Annotated in this window: 16 protein-coding genes; 12 read left to right on the top strand and 4 right to left on the bottom strand. The window is 54.7% G+C overall.

Translation table 11 applies throughout. The annotated features are described in order from the left end of the window. The 7 genes from ACMZ66_RS01780 (at position 1) to ACMZ66_RS01750 (ending at position 6,894) form a co-directional block, all read left to right on the top strand. The gene (locus ACMZ66_RS01780) at positions 1–948 is read left to right on the top strand and encodes an ABC transporter substrate-binding protein (RefSeq protein WP_416933865.1); all 948 of its coding nucleotides are present in this window, start codon (positions 1–3) and stop codon (positions 946–948) included. A 79-nt stretch (positions 949–1,027) separates the two neighbouring features. Beyond that, entirely contained in the window at positions 1,028–1,186 is a 159-nt protein-coding gene (locus ACMZ66_RS01775) for an LUD domain-containing protein (RefSeq protein ID WP_416933864.1), read from the top strand. Then, positions 1,164–1,811 (top strand): Smr/MutS family protein, encoded by a 648-nt coding sequence (locus tag ACMZ66_RS01770; RefSeq protein ID WP_416933862.1) that lies wholly within the window; start codon positions 1,164–1,166, stop codon positions 1,809–1,811. Before ACMZ66_RS01775 ends, ACMZ66_RS01770 begins: the two co-directional genes overlap by 23 nt. Then, positions 1,808–2,167 (top strand): helix-turn-helix domain-containing protein, encoded by a 360-nt coding sequence (locus tag ACMZ66_RS01765; protein WP_416933860.1) that lies wholly within the window; start codon positions 1,808–1,810, stop codon positions 2,165–2,167. The genes ACMZ66_RS01770 and ACMZ66_RS01765 overlap by 4 nt, the downstream gene beginning before the upstream one ends. A gap of 267 nt (positions 2,168–2,434) precedes the next feature. Beyond that, the gene (locus ACMZ66_RS01760; RefSeq protein ID WP_416933858.1) at positions 2,435–4,492 is read left to right on the top strand and encodes a methyl-accepting chemotaxis protein; all 2,058 of its coding nucleotides are present in this window, start codon (positions 2,435–2,437) and stop codon (positions 4,490–4,492) included. Positions 4,493–4,882: 390 nt separating this feature from the next. Continuing rightward, positions 4,883–6,145, top strand: a complete 1,263-nt coding sequence (gene rho / locus ACMZ66_RS01755) for a transcription termination factor Rho (RefSeq protein ID WP_416933856.1) — start codon at positions 4,883–4,885, stop codon at positions 6,143–6,145. A 188-nt stretch (positions 6,146–6,333) separates the two neighbouring features. Continuing rightward, on the top strand, positions 6,334–6,894 hold the full coding sequence (locus ACMZ66_RS01750) for a GNAT family N-acetyltransferase (RefSeq protein ID WP_416933854.1): 561 nt from the start codon (positions 6,334–6,336) through the stop codon (positions 6,892–6,894). A 37-nt stretch (positions 6,895–6,931) separates the two neighbouring features. Here the strand turns inward: ACMZ66_RS01750 and ACMZ66_RS01745 are convergent, their stop codons facing one another. Continuing rightward, positions 6,932–7,237, bottom strand: a complete 306-nt coding sequence (locus ACMZ66_RS01745) for a hypothetical protein (RefSeq protein WP_416933852.1) — start codon at positions 7,235–7,237, stop codon at positions 6,932–6,934. A 111-nt stretch (positions 7,238–7,348) separates the two neighbouring features. Here ACMZ66_RS01745 and ACMZ66_RS01740 point away from each other — a divergent pair, with 111 nt between their 5' ends. After that, positions 7,349–7,933, top strand: a complete 585-nt coding sequence (locus ACMZ66_RS01740; protein WP_416933850.1) for an HD domain-containing protein — start codon at positions 7,349–7,351, stop codon at positions 7,931–7,933. A 142-nt stretch (positions 7,934–8,075) separates the two neighbouring features. Here ACMZ66_RS01740 and ACMZ66_RS01735 read toward each other — a convergent pair whose 3' ends face one another. The 3 genes from ACMZ66_RS01735 to ACMZ66_RS01725 form a co-directional block, all read right to left on the bottom strand. Continuing rightward, on the bottom strand, positions 8,076–9,050 hold the full coding sequence (locus tag ACMZ66_RS01735) for a quinone oxidoreductase family protein (protein ID WP_416933848.1): 975 nt from the start codon (positions 9,048–9,050) through the stop codon (positions 8,076–8,078). 111 nt (positions 9,051–9,161) lie between these two features. Then, positions 9,162–9,650, bottom strand: a complete 489-nt coding sequence (locus ACMZ66_RS01730) for a methylated-DNA--[protein]-cysteine S-methyltransferase (protein WP_416933846.1) — start codon at positions 9,648–9,650, stop codon at positions 9,162–9,164. A gap of 42 nt (positions 9,651–9,692) precedes the next feature. Next, on the bottom strand, positions 9,693–11,732 hold the full coding sequence (locus ACMZ66_RS01725) for a thioredoxin domain-containing protein (RefSeq protein ID WP_416933844.1): 2,040 nt from the start codon (positions 11,730–11,732) through the stop codon (positions 9,693–9,695). A gap of 216 nt (positions 11,733–11,948) precedes the next feature. On the opposite strand from ACMZ66_RS01725, the gene ACMZ66_RS01720 reads away from it, so the two are divergent. From ACMZ66_RS01720 to mnmG, 4 genes are all read left to right on the top strand, one after another. Further along, positions 11,949–12,200: a DUF6489 family protein gene (locus ACMZ66_RS01720; protein ID WP_416933842.1), complete on the top strand. Its 252-nt coding sequence runs from the start codon at positions 11,949–11,951 to the stop codon at positions 12,198–12,200. A gap of 5 nt (positions 12,201–12,205) precedes the next feature. Then, complete coding sequence (locus ACMZ66_RS01715) at positions 12,206–12,529, top strand: (2Fe-2S) ferredoxin domain-containing protein (RefSeq protein WP_416933840.1); 324 nt, start codon at positions 12,206–12,208, stop codon at positions 12,527–12,529. A gap of 205 nt (positions 12,530–12,734) precedes the next feature. Further along, entirely contained in the window at positions 12,735–14,108 is a 1,374-nt protein-coding gene (gene mnmE / locus ACMZ66_RS01710; protein WP_416933838.1) for a tRNA uridine-5-carboxymethylaminomethyl(34) synthesis GTPase MnmE, read from the top strand. Between the two features lie 142 nt (positions 14,109–14,250). Beyond that, positions 14,251–16,155 (top strand): tRNA uridine-5-carboxymethylaminomethyl(34) synthesis enzyme MnmG, encoded by a 1,905-nt coding sequence (gene mnmG / locus ACMZ66_RS01705; RefSeq protein WP_416933836.1) that lies wholly within the window; start codon positions 14,251–14,253, stop codon positions 16,153–16,155. The last annotated feature ends 558 nt before the right edge of the window (positions 16,156–16,713 follow it).

Raw genomic sequence — 16,713 nt, 5'->3', positions numbered from 1 at the left:
ATGTTTGAACGGGATTGGCTCTCATTCCGTTTTTCCAAACAGCATTTGCTGAAATGCGCATTCCCGCTGATCTTTTTTACCGGTTTTATAATTGCTCTAAATTCAGGGCAGAAATCGGCGCATGCCCAAGATGGAAACTATTCCAACAGCGCCCCGGCCGAACCTACGCCGTTTGAAGGCGAATACATCATTCATCTGTCTGAAAGTGATCGGCCCAGTGCTTCTGACCGGCCGGAACCGGGCTATTTTGACAGTCTGGCAATTGCACTTTTTGATCAGGCCGGCCTGAAAAGCCGCATCGTTGATCAAATGCCCTGGAAACGGCAGATGGAATTATCTGAGCATGAATCAGGCCATGTTCTATATCCGACCACGCGCGTTGATTATCGTGAAAATGCCTTCAAATGGGTGGGCCCGGTCAGCCGAACGATCTGGAAACTTTATGGATTTGAAGAACGCGGCTGGCCCGAACTTGGTTTGGAAACCCTGTTACGGGATGCGCGCATTGGCGTTTTGATGGGATCGGCACGCGAAACCTATTTGCGTCAACTCGGGGCAGCAAATCTTGTTGTTGTGCCGCGTGAAGAGCTTCTTTTGCCGATGATGTTGGCCGAACGGGTCGATCTGATTGCCATTGGCGGCAATATTTTGCGTCATTATATCGACGAAGCCCGCGCTGATGATAGCAGCAAACCCGTGCCCGACATTGACGGCGCCTTACCCTATCGCACCTGTTATCTTTACATCGCGATCAGCGGAGACGTTCCCAATGGCGATATTGACCGGCTTCAGACCACACTTGACGGGTTTAAAACCAACGGGTTTTTCATTGAAAACCGCAAGGCGCATGGGCTTTCATCCGACACTGGCAGCTCGTTTTTGCGTGCGATGCTTGATCTTGGCAATAACGGTGTGAGTTGTGTTGATCTGAATGAGGGCGGTCTCTAGGTCCTGACCCCAAGCTGCACAAAACCATAATCGATTTTCCCTACGGAACGTTTGTCTTGGCCAAAATGCGCGGGCGTGGTTGCGCGAACAGGAAGGAAACGGCAATATGCCGCGATTATTCCTTTGGGTGACCGGGCCTTCGCGGACGGGCTATATCGAACAGACGATACAGCTTGGCGCATTTGGACCGCGCCAGCTGCATATCGTCTTGGTGGATGACACAAAAGAAAACAAATAAGCGACGCCGCACCGTCAGCGACGAGGAAAAGACCCTGTGGGAGGTCTTTACCCGCGACGTGAAACCATTGCGTAAGAAAAAGCGCAATGGCGGTGATGCGCTGTTTTCGCCTGATGATGACATCCCGACCAGCGATACCGCCATTCCACTGCCCGATAATCTGGCCGATAACCTCGAAAAGTCGGAACAAAACCGTGCGGCGCGCAATCTGCCATCTGCGCGCAATGCTGATCGGGGACCGCAGACGAAAGTTAAATCCCTGGCGGAACTGAAACCGGGTGTGACGGACGGGATTGACCGGTCAACCGCTAACAAGTTCCAAAAGGGCAAAATGCAGATCGATGGCCGGATTGATTTGCATGGCATGACCCAGGATGTGGCGCATAATGCGCTGAATGCCTTTATCGAGGAAAGCTGGCGCGCGGGGAAACGCTGCGTTCTAGTGATTACCGGCAAGGGGTCGCGCGCCGATGAATATGGCCGGACTGGCCTTTTGCGCCAACGCACCCCGCAATGGTTAAGTGCGCCGCGCTTGCGCAATCGCATTTTGGCGATCAATCAGGCCCAGATCCAGCATGGGGGTGCCGGGGCCTTTTATGTTTTGTTGAAACGGAGACGCCCGTGACACCTTTTGGCAATCGCATCAGGGAACTGCGGGCGCGCAACAATGTCACCCTGACCGATATGGCAAGCGCGCTTCAGCTGTCGCCAGCTTATCTGTCGGCTTTGGAACATGGTCATCGGGGGCGTCCAAGCCCGGGCCTGGTGCAGCAGATTTGCGGCTATTTCAATCTGGTCTGGGATGAGGTCGATGACGTGAAACGTCTGGCCCAGCTCTCGCATCCCAAGATCACCGTGGATACCGCAGGGCTCGAACCCGAAGCAACCGAGCTTGCCAACCTTTTGTCTGAACGGATAGCCGGCTTAAGCGATGATCAGCTTAACCGCATGCTTGAGATCGTCCGCGAACGCCATCCGTAGAGGTTTTTTCAGCCATCGGTATGAGAAATGAACCAAGCCTTTGGGATCATTTACAGAATTTCCTGCCCAAAAGTTTGGTCATGGGCGCAGGCCGGGCTTGTATTTTTGCATTGCGGCACAATATCTATCGCGACAGTGATCGCGCCATCCACCAAATAAACATGATCCAATAGCCGGTATCTGACAGGGAACCGGGATAATTGGCGTTGCGCCCAGGAGTGGGCAGTTTCTGGCGGCCGTCGAAACCAAAGTGTTCGAGGGTCAGACATGTTTAGTTCTATTCGTATTGGACCAAAAATCGTTCTTTCGCTGGTGCCGCCTGTGGTTGGTCTGGTGATTTTGGCAATCGTGATTGTCAGCGGCCGTTATCAACAGATGGACGAGCTTGGCAAAATTCGCGGCCTGACCGAGGTTGCCGGTTATATCGGCGCAACCGTGCATGAATTGCAAAAGGAACGCGGCGCATCCGCGGGCTTTATCGGATCCGGCGGGGCGCAATTCGGGCCACAGCTGGCCCAGCAACGCGATCTTTCAGATACCCGCATCACGGCACTTCGCACAATCCTTGGTAACTTCGACCTGTCGCAATATGACGCATCTTTGGCGCGCGATATTTCCAAATTCACCGGCTTGCTTGATCAGGTGACTCTCACCCGCGGCAAAGTCGATGCGCAACAGATGAAGCTGGGCGAGGTGGTTGGTTTTTATACCTCGATCATTTCCAGCATGCTGTCGACCGTGAATGTCATGGGATCGCTAAGTCAGGATCCCGAAGTTCTGCGCGTCATTGCCGCCTATAACAATTTCATGCAGGCCAAGGAACGCGCAGGCCTTGAACGGGCAACCGGTGCGGCGGGCTTTGGTATGGGTAAGTTCGAACCGGGTCTTTATCGCCGGTTTCTTGAGCTGATCACGCTGCAAAACGCCTATTTGTCGGTGTTTAAGGAATTTGCCCCGGCCGGTATCAATCAGTTCTACGAACAAACGATGGCCAGTCCGGCGGTGGGCGAGGTCGAACAACTGCGCAGTATTGCGCTTGATTATCCGGTATCGGGCTCAACCAATGACATTCGTGGTGACGAATGGTTTGGCAAGATCACGGTAAAGATCAATCTTTACAAGGCGGTGGAAGACCATATTGCCGAAAACCTCAATACCTTGGCGCAAAGCAAGCTGATCACGGCAGAAACCTATTTCTTTGCCACCTTGGCCGGGCTTGTCGTGGTGATTATTCTGGCCTGTGCCCTTGTTCTTGCGGTTGGGCGCAGCATTACCGGCCCGATTGCGCAAATGACAGCCAGCATGTCGGAGCTGGCAGCGGGCAACACCAAAGACAGTATTTCGGGCAAAGACCGCGGTGACGAGGTCGGCGATATGGCCCGCGCGGTCGAGATTTTCCGTCAGAACCTTGAACAAAATCGGGAAATGAGCCGCCAGCGCGACGATGATCAACGCCGTCGGGTGGCTCAGACCGAACAGATCGAAAGCCTGGCGCGCGCGTTTCAGGGCAATATTGATGCCCTTCTGGGTGATATTGGTAAATCAACTGACGGCTTGCGAACCACGTCATCTGGCATGACCAAGGTGATCAATAGCAGCAGGGAGCGTACCGGGTTGGTGGCATCCAGTGCGCTGGAGGCATCGGAGAACGTTTCTGCCGTGTCGTCGGCAACGGAACAGCTGGCGAACTCCATCCTGGAAATCTCCCGGCAGATTTCGGCGGCTGCCGATACCGCGTCCGAGGCCGCCGAAGAAGCCCGCAATTCAAATGTGATTGCCGAAGCCCTGCAAAATGGGGCGGCAAAGATCGGCGAAGTCATTGGGCTGATCCGCGATATTGCCGAACAGACAAACTTGCTTGCGCTTAATGCGACAATTGAGGCCGCCCGTGCGGGCGAAGCAGGCAAAGGGTTCGCTGTGGTCGCCAACGAGGTCAAAAACCTTGCGACCCAGACATCACGGGCAACCGATGAAATCACCGATCAAATGAGCAACCTTCAATCGGCGACAGAACAGGCTGTGCTCGCCTTTGAACGGATTGGCGAGCGGATTGGTGTGATTGATACGACCTCGGCATCGCTTTCTGCTGCGGTCAATCAGCAGCAGGCAGCAACATCGGAAATTGCCAGCAATATTGAGCGGGCCTCAAACGGGACCAGCGAAGTATCTGGCAATATTGAGGAAATCCGCGTGGCCACCGATCAGGCGGGACAGGCAGCAGGCGATGTTTTGACCGCGTGTGAGAATGTGACGGCCGTTGCGCTTGATCTGCGCCGTGAAGTCGAAGGCTTCCTGAACTCTGTCCACGAAGCGCAAGCAGGTTGAGGGCCGTTTGGGAATGTAAAGCAATCAGGAAAGGCAGGTCAGCGACGTTTATGACTGGTCGATGCGTTTGGCAAACCTGTAAATCGCAGATTTTATGCCCATATGGCTCTGTATTGACGGAAGAATTGTGTTTTTTATACAACGGCCGCAGCAAAATAGCTGCATTGCATCAAACACGGTTTGACTATTGTGGAGTTCGAGGGTATCAATCGGTGGTGTTTCGATCCAGAAACATGAAATGCCCTGCCTTTCTTGCAACTACAAGGTTTCGAACCGTCCGCACGCCCCAGCTTATGCCTGAGTGCCTTGCCTGACGGTCAACCGCACCTTCTATCCTAATCCCATCAAAATATTCGCCCTTCCGGCAACCACAGATCATTAAACGCACATATGCATCTTCAGGAACTCAAAAAGAAATCTCCGACCGAGCTGCTTGCCCTGTCTGAGGAACTCGAAATCGAAAATGCCAGCACGCTCCGCAAACAGGAGCTGATGTTTGCCATTCTCAAACAGTTGGCCGAGAACGATCACGCCATCTTTGGCGAAGGGGTTCTCGAAGTGCTGCCCGATGGTTTCGGCTTCTTGCGCAGCCCGGAGGCAAACTATCTTGCCGGGCCAGATGACATTTATGTCAGCCCGAGCCAGGTTCGGCGTTTTGGTCTGCGGACCGGTGATACCGTAGAAGGTCAGATCCGTTCGCCCAAAGAAGGCGAGCGTTACTTTGCGTTGCTGAAGGTCGACAAGGTCAACTTTGATGCACCGGAAAAAGTCCGTCATCGCATCAACTTTGATAACCTGACCCCGCTTTATCCCGATCAGCCGCTACATATGGAGCGCGAGACGGATCAGGAAGGCAACAAGGACACCACCAACCGCGTGATCGAGCTTGTCTCGCCGCTTGGTAAAGGTCAGCGTGCCCTGATCGTCGCACCGCCGCGCACCGGTAAAACCGTGATGCTGCAGAACATTGCGCACGCGATCGAGGAAAACCACCCGGAAGCTTATCTGATCGTTCTTCTGATTGACGAACGCCCGGAAGAAGTGACTGACATGGACCGCTCGGTTAAGGGTGAGGTGATCTCCTCTACCTTTGACGAACCGGCACAGCGTCACGTTCAGGTGACCGAAATGGTTCTGGAAAAGGCCAAACGCCTGGTCGAGCACAAGCATGACGTTGTCATCCTGCTTGATTCCATTACCCGTCTGGCACGTGCGTACAATACCGTCGTTCCAAGCTCGGGCAAGGTTCTGACCGGTGGTGTTGATGCCAATGCGCTGCAGCGTCCGAAACGCTTCTTTGGTGCGGCACGTAATATCGAAGAAGGCGGCTCGCTGACCATCATCGCGACCGCCCTAATCGATACTGGCTCGCGTATGGACGAGGTCATCTTTGAAGAATTCAAAGGTACCGGTAACTCCGAGCTTATCCTGGATCGTAAACTGTCTGACAAACGTATCTTCCCGGCGATTGATATCCTTAAATCGGGTACCCGTAAGGAAGAACTTCTTGTCGACAAGGGTGTGCTGTCCAAGATGTGGGTGCTGCGCCGTATCCTCAACCCGATGGGTCCGCAGGACGCGATGGAGTTCCTTCTGGGCAAACTCAAATCGACCAAAAACAACGACGATTTCTTCGATTCCATGAACGGATAAGGAAAACCGGCAGATTTCTGCCATTTTTTGATAATCGTCTGATGATTAAACGGGGCCTTCTGGGCCCCGTTTTTTTATTGTCTGATGATTGAAGGGGGTGCTTGCATGATCAAGGTCACAGTGCCTACTTGCAGCCTTACAAGAGGCTGCCTAGATAGGGCGTCCATTCAATAAATCACTGTTTTCCAATGAATTTATCCCTGCCACCATCACCGGTTAAAACCAGCCGACTTACCCTGCGCCCATTTGTATCTTCTGACTTTGACGCATACGCCACCTATCACGCGTTATCTTTGGTCTATCAGTATCTTTACTGCGATCCGCCGGCGGGCGATGCATTGAAACAACAGTTTTCTGATCTGCTGAACGCGGATTTCAACAAGGATGGTGATGTCTTCACCCTTGCGGTGACCCGTGATGACGACGGCGCAGTGTTGGGAGAAGTTTTGATAAAGCTTTCCAGCATCAATGCCAGCCAGGGTGAGGTGGGTTACATCTTCAATCCGACATTTGCCGGGCAGGGCTACGCCACCGAAGCCGTCCGGGCGATGGTTGATCTTGGCTTTGATCATTTCGAGTTTCACCGGATCTTTGCCCGGCTTGATGCGAAAAATGGCGGTTCGGTTGGTGTTGTTGAACGGTTAGGCTTTCGCCGCGAAGCGCATCTGATTGAAAATGACTGCTTTAACGGTCAGTGGGGTGATGAATTTATCTATGCCCAATTGCGTGCCGAGTGGCAGTCAAAGTGATCAGGTGGTTTCATGTGAAACATCACGGTCTACCCGGTTAGGGCAAAACCAGTGTCAGCTCTGCAACATGCCCATCAAGCTTTTGGCCTTCGACCTTGGCATCACCCGGCTCAAAGCTGAATGCCCCATTGCCCAGATGCAGGCCGATATGATGGGTGCCATAGCGCATGGTGATGGCAAGCTCGCTTGCGGTTTCGATCTCGCAGGTTGCCGCATCACCGACCTCAAGATGATGGGGCGGATCGATCTTCCAGCCCGCACGCGGTGCCAACGTGCTCAGATGCAGGGGGCTTTGGCTGCTTTCATTGCGTAAGGTCAGTTTCAGTCGCATGTCCTGTGACACGTATCGAACCCTCCTGATTGAAAAACACCTCAGTTTTGTATGTGGGGACCCGATTTTCGAAGTCGATAGGTCATGAAGGCTTGAAACAACGCAAAAGCCATGTGAATCTGGGTGTCTTCGTTCACTACATTACTGCGCTTGATGCAACTTCTACTCAAATCCGTCGATTTCGCTGCGCGCGCCCATCGTGACCAGCGTCGTAAGGGCCCGGCCGAGGAACCCTATATCAATCATCCGATTGAGGTTTCCCGCCTGATTGTCGAATGTGAACCGGGCACGCATGAAGATATTCTGTGTGCCGCGATTTTGCATGACGTGATCGAGGATTGTGGTGCCACCCGCGATGAAATTGCCGCATGCTTTAATGCCAGTGTTGCTGACATCGTCCTTGAAGTCAGTGATGACAAGGCCCTGCCGCGTGATGAACGCAAAGCCAAGCAAGTTGAAACCGCCCCGCATCTGACCGCCGGGGCAAAACTCGTCCGACTGGCCGACAAGGTCGCCAATGTCGGTGCGATGCTGACTGATACCCCGATTGGCTGGGATGAAAAGCAGATACTGGCCTATGTTGATTGGGCAGAGGCCGTCGTCGCACCGTGCCGTGAAGTCAGTGACAGCCTGTCAGACCGCTTTGATGCGATTGCACGCGATGTGCGCGCCTTTCATGAAGACCAAAAGGCAGAAGCAGGGAAATAATCCGGGGAATGGATTCCGATACATAGGGGGCCATTCCTTGTCATTCCCGCGCAGGCCGGAAACCAGCATGTCGACGATAAAGGTACAAACACCAAAGGCAGGGACCAAGCCCTGCCTTTGAAAATGTCATGATATCAAATATTTAGACCGTAAAGATGATCGATCCGTTGGTTCTGCGGCCTTCAAGGTCTTCATGGGCCTTGGCGGCATCAGCCAGCGGGTAGGTGGCCGTGATGTCGATTTTGACCGCACCTGATTTCAGAACATCAAACAGGTCCTGCGCGCTTGCCAGAAGCTCTTCGCGGGTAGCGTTGTAGTTAAAGATGCTTGGACGGGTCAGGAAGTAGCCACCCGGTGCCAACTGCGCCAGCGTGATCGGCGGAACCGGCCCTGAGGACTGGCCAAAGCAGACCATCATGCCCAGACGTTTCAGGCATTTAAGCGAGTCTTCAAACGTGTCTTTACCGACCGAATCATAAACAACTTCAACGCCTTGACCGCCGGTGATTTCCTTGACGCGCTCAGATACCACTTCTTCGCGATACAGGATCGGGTAGTCGCAGCCTTTGGCCTTGGCAATCTCGGCCTTTTCCTTGGAGCCCACCGTGCCAATCACGGTCGCACCCAGATGTTTGGCCCACTGGCAAACGATCTGGCCAACGCCACCTGCTGCGGCATGGATCAGGATGGTGTCACCCTTTTTAACATTATAGGTCCGGCGCAGAAGGTACTGGGCGGTCATGCCCTGAAGCATGGCGGCGGCCGCCAGCTCGAAACTGACATCATCAGGGATCTTCACCAGACCCTTGGCCGGCATCACGCGTGCTTCGGCATAGGCGCCAAGCGGCTGTGCGGCATAGGCCACGCGATCGCCGACGGCAAGATCGGTGACACCCGGACCGATTTCCTCGATCACGCCGGCACCCTCAAGACCCAGGCCGGACGGCAGGGACGGGGCCGGATAGACGCCGGAACGGAAATAGATATCGATATAGTTCAGGCCAACGGCCTTTTGGGCCAGGCGAACTTCGCCTTCGCCCGGTGTGCCAACCTCAACATCTTCGAATTTCAGGACATCGCTGCCGCCCGTTTCATGGAACCGGAATGCCTTGGTCATTGGTGACCTCCCATCTGTGCGTTTTGGAACGCTTGTTTCATCAATGGGCCGAGTGTAGGTCAGATAAGTGATTTTTGCAGCAGCGGATTTATGCCGAACAGTCGTGCAGCTTTACAGATCAAAGCTGCCCTGATCGCTGCCAATCAAAAGATCAACGCCTTCGATCTTCAAAAGCGCACGCTTGGTTTCAAGCCCGCCTTGACCGGAATAACCACCGGGCTTGTCACCCGATGCCAGAACGCGGTGGCAGGGGATGATGATCGGGATCGGGTTTAGACCACACGCGGTTCCAACCGATTGAAATGCCTTTGGCGATCCGGCGGCAGCCGCCAGTTCCTTGTAGGTCGCGGTTTTGCCCGCCGGGATATTGCACATGGCGTCCCAGACGGCCTTTTGGAAATCAGTACCATCGGGTGCCAAGGGCAGGTCAAAGTGGCCCAGTTGGCCGGAAAAATAGGCGTTAAGCTGCTTTTTCGCCTCTTCCAGAACCGGGCTTGGCTCCATCTCGTCGACAAAGCCCCAATCAAGGGCGACGATCTGGTCATCGAACTCGAAGATGGTCAGGGCACCAATCGGGCTGTTGATCGAGATTTGCGGCATTGGTGTGTTCTTTCCGGGCGGCGAGAAATGAATATTGCTGCCTTATGCCGCCTTGGCAGGCAGATCGGCAAGCAATTTGGCAAGATCATCGGCACTGGTGACCGGGGCAGAACAAACCGGCCCCTGACAGACATAGGCGGTTTCCTTGCCATCAATCGCGGTTTTGCCCTGTGCCGGATGCCCGTCGGGAAGGGGATCGCCATCGCCCAGGATGGTGATCGCCCGGTTGGGCAAATAGCTGGCAAAGATGGCCCGGCGCATTTCAAGGTAAGCTTGGCTGCGATCCTTGGCGATCAGTACGATCTGCACCGGGTTTTGAAGCATTTCCGCCGCCAGAAGAAGGCCCGGCATATTGGGGAATTGGTCACCAATCCGTCCGCCAAAGGCCGAAAGCGTGATTTCCGCCCGATCGCGATATTTGGTATCGCCTGTGAGTGCATAAAGCTTTGCCAGGTTCTGGGCCATGATCGCATTGCCCGATGGCACTGCGTTGTCCATATAGGGTTTCTGGCGAATGATCAGATCGCTGGCATCAGATGCAGACTGGAAATAGCCACCCTTGGCATCGGCAAACAGGGTTTCGACGGTTTCCGACCACTCGACGGCCTCACGCAGATACGCATCCTCGCCAAAGCATTCAAACAGGCGCAGGGCGGCTCGGATCATGTGCGCGTAGTCTTCGAGCATACCGGCATGCTGTGCCTTGCCTTCGCGGTAGCTATGCAGGAAGCGACCATCCTTCATCAGCGTGCCGGTCACGAAATTATAGGCAAGCTTGGCGTAATCAAGCCATTCCGGGCGCTTGAAGGTTAGGGCGGCCTCGGCAAGGGCGGCAATCGTCATTGCGTTCCAGTCGGTCAGGGCTTTGTCATCCCAGCCCGGACGGATGCGCTTGGCCCGTTCGCTCAGCAACTTGCTGCGAAGTTCAGCCAGTTTTTGTTCGGTCGCATCATCGGCAAGACCAAGGCCGGACGCCGTGCGGTTCAGGATGGTGTGACCTTCCCAGTTACCGCCCGGTGTGACGTCATAAAACTTCTTGAATAGATCGGCATCAGAGCCCAGAAGGGTATCAATCTCGACCTCGGACCAGACATAGAACTTGCCTTCGACGCCTTCGCTGTCGGCATCCAGACTTGCGGTAAAGGCACCGCCGGTGATGCGCATTTCAGCCAAGATCCAGGTGATGGTTTCCTCAACCCGTTTGGCATAAAGCGGATTGGCATCCGCCCGCCAGACATCGCACAGAAGATCAATCAGCTGGGCATTGTCATAAAGCATCTTTTCGAAATGCGGCACCAGCCATTGGTCATCAACTGCATAGCGGGCAAAACCGCCGCCCAGATGGTCATAAATGCCGCCCTGGCACATGCGATCGAGGCTGTGTTTGACGATGCGTTTAAGTTCCTCATCATCGGTACGCACACCTGTCCGCCAGATCAGCGCCAGAAGGCTCGGCTGCGGGAATTTTGGCGCACCCGATGTGCCGCCATTTTCCCCGTCCATGATCTGCAAGCAGCCATGACCACAGCGATCAATCATCTCAAGCGTCGGGACGGAGCCAACCGCCGCACTGTTCATTTTAACCAGTGCGTTTGAAATCTGATCGACATTGTGGCGCACATCATCAGGCTTTTCGGCATAGATCTTGGCGACCGTCTTCAGCACATCACCAAATCCCGGACGGCCATAACGGGCTTCTTTGGGGAAGTAAGTCCCGCCCCAGAACGGTTCGCCATCGGGTGTCAGGAACATGGTCAGCGGCCAGCCGCCCTGTTGGCCAAGCAACGCCAGCGCATTTTGATAGAGCGCATCCAGATCAGGGCGTTCTTCGCGGTCGAGCTTGATATTGATGAAAAGATCATTCATCAGGGCTGCCATGCCCTCATCTTCAAAGCTTTCATGGGCCATGACATGGCACCAGTGACACGCGGCATAGCCCACCGACAGCAGGATCGGCTTGTTGGCGGCTTTGGCGGCGGCAAGTATTTCTGCGCTCCAGGGCTGCCAATGCACCGGGTTATTGCGATGCTGCAATAGATAGGGGCTGGTTTCCGAACCAAGATTGTTGCGTGCGAGTTCCATGTCATGTCCTGTGCCGTTTTGGGGGACGGCGTTTATCATTTCGGGTGGCGTGGCGAAGATCGGCAACCCTTTGTTAGGCTGTTTGAAGGAGTCTAAGGGTAATGACTTCATTCATAAAGGCAAATGCCTGTAATCTTTTGTCGCAAATCCATGATATTGTGGCGCCCAGCCAAACGATGCAGATAAAAGAACCGACAAGAACAGGAGATCAGGGCGATGAAAGTAACTGTAAACATTGATTGCACGCCGGAAGAGGCCCGTACCTTTTTCGGGTTGCCCGATGTCCAGCCGATGCAAAAAGCGATGATGCAGGAAATCGAAGACCGCATGAAATCCAATCTGGCGGCAATGGACCCGGAAACCATGCTTAATACCTGGCTGCCACAGGGCATCCAGAACTGGGAACAGCTGCAAAAAGCATTCTGGGGCCAGTTTAACAGCACGCCGGGCGGCGGTGATAAGGACTGATCAACGTGAGTGACCATTACTATCAGGCACATGTTTTTGTCTGTCAGAACGAACGACCCGCGGGCCATGAACGCGGATGCTGCAATTTCAAAGGGGCGACCAAGCTTCGCAATTATATGAAGGTCAGGGCCAAGGAGCTTGGGCTCCCGCAAACCCGCATCAATACCGCAGGCTGCCTTGATCGCTGCGAATTGGGGCCGGTGATGGTGGTTTACCCGGAAGGTACCTGGTATCGCTATGAGACGATGGAAGACATTGATGCGATCCTTAATGACCATCTGGTGGGCGGGCAGATCGTCGAAAGATTGCAACTCAGCCCTGACCAATAGGCCGCGTTCAAGCCAATACAAGCGGTCCCGTTCGGGGCCGTTTTGTTTTTTGAAACGTGTTAAAACCCTGTTTGCCAAAGCTTCGATATGTTGACCTTTGGTGCTGTCTGAACGATATCGACAGCACGCATGTTTTTAACCGTCCCTACGGCCCCGGGCCGCGCATACGCGCAGGGACGATCACCACAAGAATGAACGATCCATCATGATTGCAAGCCGAGAAACCATCTTTGCCCTGTCATCAGGGGCCGGGCGCGCAGGTGTCGCCGTGATCCGTTTGTCCGGGCCGTTATCGGGGCCGATCCTTTGTGCGCTTCTGGGCCGGGATCAGATGCCAAAGGCACGTCATGCGATCTATGCGCCGATCCGCGACCCGCAATCAGGCGAGCGGTTGGATGATGCGGTGGCGATCTATTTTGCCGGTCCGGCAAGCTTTACCGGCGAAGACGTGGTTGAGCTGCATGTGCATGGCGGGCGTGCGGTGATTGAAGGAGTGCTTGATTGCCTGTCGCGCCAGGATGGTTTGCGCATCGCTGAACCCGGTGAATATACAAGACGCGCCTTTGAAAACGGCAAGATGGACCTAACATCGGCCGAAGGTATTGCCGATCTGATTGATGCCGAAACCGCCGCCCAGCGCCGTCAGGCTGTGCGCCAGATGGCGGGTGAGCTGGGATCATTGTACGAAGGCTGGCGTGCACGCCTGATGAAGGCACTGGCGCATATCGAAGCCGATATTGATTTCCCCGACGAAGACCTTCCGGACGGGATTGTACCGGTTGTGCGCGGCGATTTGATCGCGGTGAATAGTGATGTCAAAAAACATCTGGCGGATAACCGCCGGGGCGAGCGCCTGCGCGAAGGGTTTCAGATCGTTATTCTTGGCGCACCCAATGCCGGTAAATCAAGCCTTCTGAACCGTCTTGCGCAACGTGATGCGGCAATCGTTTCCGAGATCGCCGGGACCACGCGCGACATGATTGAAGTGCATCTCGACCTCGGTGGCTTTCCGGTGACCATGGTCGATACCGCAGGCCTGCGCGAAAGCGGAGATGTGATTGAATCCGAAGGTGTGCGTCGTGCCACCGAACGGGCCGAGAATGCCGATCTCCGCCTTGTCGTCATCGACCGTGGTGACTGGCCCAACATTGATCCCGAAGCAGCCCGATTGATTGATGGCAATACCATCATTCTGATCAACAAGGTTGATGGGGACGAAGGCGCATCAATCCCGAAGGTCTGGCAGGGAACATCGGTTGAAGGTCGCGGGCTTGAGCTTCCCGTTTTGGCCATATCGGCCATGACCGGGCAGGGGATGGAAACCCTCTTGCAACTGCTGGAGACTCGCGTAAAAGAGGGGCTCGATTTTGCGGGGCCTGTACCGTTAACCAGGTTGCGGCACCGCCGCGCACTTGAAAGTGCCAGCGATCATCTGGATCGCGGAATGCAGACCGATATCGCCGAACTGGCTGCCGAAGATGTCCGGCTTGCAGTGCGCGAAATCGGCAAGATTACCGGACGCGTCGATGTGGAAGATTTGCTCGATATTATCTTCGGGGATTTCTGTATCGGCAAATAAGATCAGGAAACAGTCTCTAGGATTGTTTCACGTGAAACACTGGTTCAGCAGATGAACCGGATAAGCCTATTTGAACCAGACAAGGTTCATGCTTGCGGCTGGATCGAGCCATGATCCGCGCAGGGATTGAGTGAGGAATTTGATGTCACAGAATGTGTTGCAAAACCGTTTTGATGTGATTGTTGTTGGCGGTGGTCATGCCGGGTGCGAGGCCGCAGCGGCTGCCGCACGCATGGGTGCCAATACTGCATTGGTCACACATCGCGCCGATCGCATTGGTGAAATGTCCTGTAACCCGGCCATTGGTGGTCTGGGCAAGGGGCATATGGTGCGCGAGGTTGATGCACTTGATGGTGTGATGGGCCGTGCGATTGACCGCGCCGGCATTCAGTTCCGTATGCTCAACCGGTCCAAGGGTCCGGCCGTTCGTGGCCCGCGCGCGCAAGCTGATCGCAAGCTCTATCGCGAAGCGGTTCAGGACATCCTCGCTAATCAGGAAAACCTCACGATCCTTGAAGGTGGTGTTGAAGACCTGATCATTGACGAGAACAATCGCGTTGGCGGTGTGATCACCGGCGAGGGCATTGAATATCGCGCCGGTGCTGTTGTCCTGACCACCGGCACATTCTTACGTGGTCTTATTCATATCGGTGAGAAGACCACGCCGGCAGGCCGCATTGGCGATGCCCCGGCAATGGGTCTGTCGGACACGCTTGAGAAATACGAATTCCGTCTTGGACGTCTGAAGACCGGAACCCCGGCGCGTCTCGATGGGCGGACCATCGATTGGGCCAGCCTGCAGGAACAGCCGGGTGACAACCCGCCCGATCCGTTTTCCTTCCTGACCAAGGAAATCACGGTTCCGCAGATCCCGTGTCATATGACCTGGACCACCGAAGCGACCCACGAAATCATTCGTGCCAATCTGCATCGCGCCCCAATGTACAGTGGCCAGATCACCAGCAGTGGTCCGCGCTATTGCCCGTCGATCGAAGACAAGGTCGTGCGCTTTGCGGAGAAGAATCAGCATCAAATCTTCCTCGAACCCGAAGGGCTCGATGATCCCACCGTCTATCCGAACGGCATCTCGACCTCGCTCCCCGAAGAAGTGCAGCTTGCTATGCTGGCCACCATTCCAGGTCTTGAGAAGGTCGAGATCTTCCGTCCGGGCTATGCAGTCGAATATGACTTCGTCGATCCGCGCGAACTGCGCCATACGCTGGAAACCAAAAAGGTTGCGGCACTGTTCTTCGCTGGTCAGATCAATGGCACCACCGGCTATGAAGAAGCAGCCGGGCAGGGCTTGATTGCTGGTGTGAATGCGGCATTGATCGCCGCAGGCGGCGAACGCGAATTCGTTCTTGATCGTGCGGATGCCTATATCGGTGTGATGATCGATGATCTGGTGACGCTGGGCACACGCGAGCCTTATCGTATGTTTACCTCGCGCGCCGAGTATCGTTTGATGTTGCGTGCCGATAACGCTGATCAGCGACTGACCGATCGTGGTCTTAATATTGGCTGCATTGCTTCGACCCGCGAGAAAGTCTGGGGCGATAAAAAAGTAGCCCTTGATGCCGCCAAGTCCGAAGTATCGACCTTGACCGAAACCCCGAATGGTCTTGCCAAATTTGGCATCAAGATCAATCAGGACGGTGTACGTCGTACGGCTTATGATTTGCTGGCTTATCCGGATATCGACTTCGATACCCTGACCAAAGTCTGGCCGCAACTGGGCGAGGTTGACCCGGCGATCAAGGAGCAGGTCTCGATCGATGCGCAGTATAAAGGCTACCTCGAACGCCAGTCGGCTGACGTTGCAGCTTTCCGCCGTGACGAGGAACTTCGCCTGCCGCGCGGTCTTGACTTCGATAAAGTCGGAAGCCTGTCGGCTGAGATCCGCCTTAAGCTGAAAGAAATTCAGCCGGAAACCATCGGCGCTGCATCGCGTATCCCTGGCGTGACCCCGGCGGCGGTGACCGCCCTGCTTGGTCACATCAAAAGCCACAAACACAAGGCCGATGGTCAGACTGTCAAAAGTGCCTGATCTTTTCGACGGCAGCTACAGACCAATCCGATTTTCAGGACCCGATTGTGACGACAGCCGGGTCTTTTATTTTGCCTTGTTGTGACCTAACGGAATGGGAAGAATGAGGCAACAGACGGAAGGGTATTACCCCGATAGCTCCGCATTGCCAAACGACCTTAACCGAGAGTCGGATTTCGTGCGATAGCCAGGTTTATCGGTGTGTGGGTCAGTCATCCGCCCCGCTGGCCTTGATCCATGTGCAGGGCGTATGTTCAGGTCGGGGTCGCCTAACTTCAGACTCAAACCGAAACTCAAGTCCGCGCCACAAGCAACGAAAGGACTGAAACCCAACCCCCAAACCTGGATACGTCTGGCGCAGGTGAGGGAGGGCGATCCAGATGTTTCACGTGAAACATCTGTTGGGGCTGACATCCGTTGTTCTGGATACGACGTGCGTGGGGAATTCGATTCGACGCGGTGGCGATTCGTGGAAGCGACGCGTCGTTGCAGAAAAAGTGATGCAAAGATGGACGTGGGTGTTTCACGTGAAACATTTTCGATGTTTTTTATCGTTTT

The sequence above is a fragment of the Thalassospira sp. genome (genome assembly GCF_048059015.1).
Lineage (GTDB): Bacteria > Pseudomonadota > Alphaproteobacteria > Rhodospirillales > Thalassospiraceae > Thalassospira.
The sequence above is the reverse complement of the archived record's forward strand: the minus strand, read 5'-3'. Positions and strand labels throughout refer to the sequence as shown.

Excerpts from the sequence above, each read along its gene's own strand:
- ACMZ66_RS01750 (WP_416933854.1), top strand. The coding sequence starts at position 6,334 with ATGAATTTATCCCTGCCACCATCACCGGTTAAAACCAGCCGACTTACC.
- mnmG (WP_416933836.1), top strand. The coding sequence starts at position 14,251 with ATGTCACAGAATGTGTTGCAAAACCGTTTTGATGTGATTGTTGTTGGC.
- ACMZ66_RS01760 (WP_416933858.1), top strand. The coding sequence starts at position 2,435 with ATGTTTAGTTCTATTCGTATTGGACCAAAAATCGTTCTTTCGCTGGTG.
- ACMZ66_RS01725 (WP_416933844.1), bottom strand. The coding sequence starts at position 11,732 with ATGGAACTCGCACGCAACAATCTTGGTTCGGAAACCAGCCCCTATCTA.
- ACMZ66_RS01780 (WP_416933865.1), top strand. The coding sequence starts at position 1 with ATGTTTGAACGGGATTGGCTCTCATTCCGTTTTTCCAAACAGCATTTG.
- ACMZ66_RS01770 (WP_416933862.1), top strand. The coding sequence starts at position 1,164 with ATGACACAAAAGAAAACAAATAAGCGACGCCGCACCGTCAGCGACGAG.
- ACMZ66_RS01730 (WP_416933846.1), bottom strand. The coding sequence starts at position 9,650 with ATGCCGCAAATCTCGATCAACAGCCCGATTGGTGCCCTGACCATCTTC.
- rho (WP_416933856.1), top strand. The coding sequence starts at position 4,883 with ATGCATCTTCAGGAACTCAAAAAGAAATCTCCGACCGAGCTGCTTGCC.
- ACMZ66_RS01720 (WP_416933842.1), top strand. The coding sequence starts at position 11,949 with ATGAAAGTAACTGTAAACATTGATTGCACGCCGGAAGAGGCCCGTACC.
- mnmE (WP_416933838.1), top strand. The coding sequence starts at position 12,735 with ATGATTGCAAGCCGAGAAACCATCTTTGCCCTGTCATCAGGGGCCGGG.
- ACMZ66_RS01735 (WP_416933848.1), bottom strand. The coding sequence starts at position 9,050 with ATGACCAAGGCATTCCGGTTCCATGAAACGGGCGGCAGCGATGTCCTG.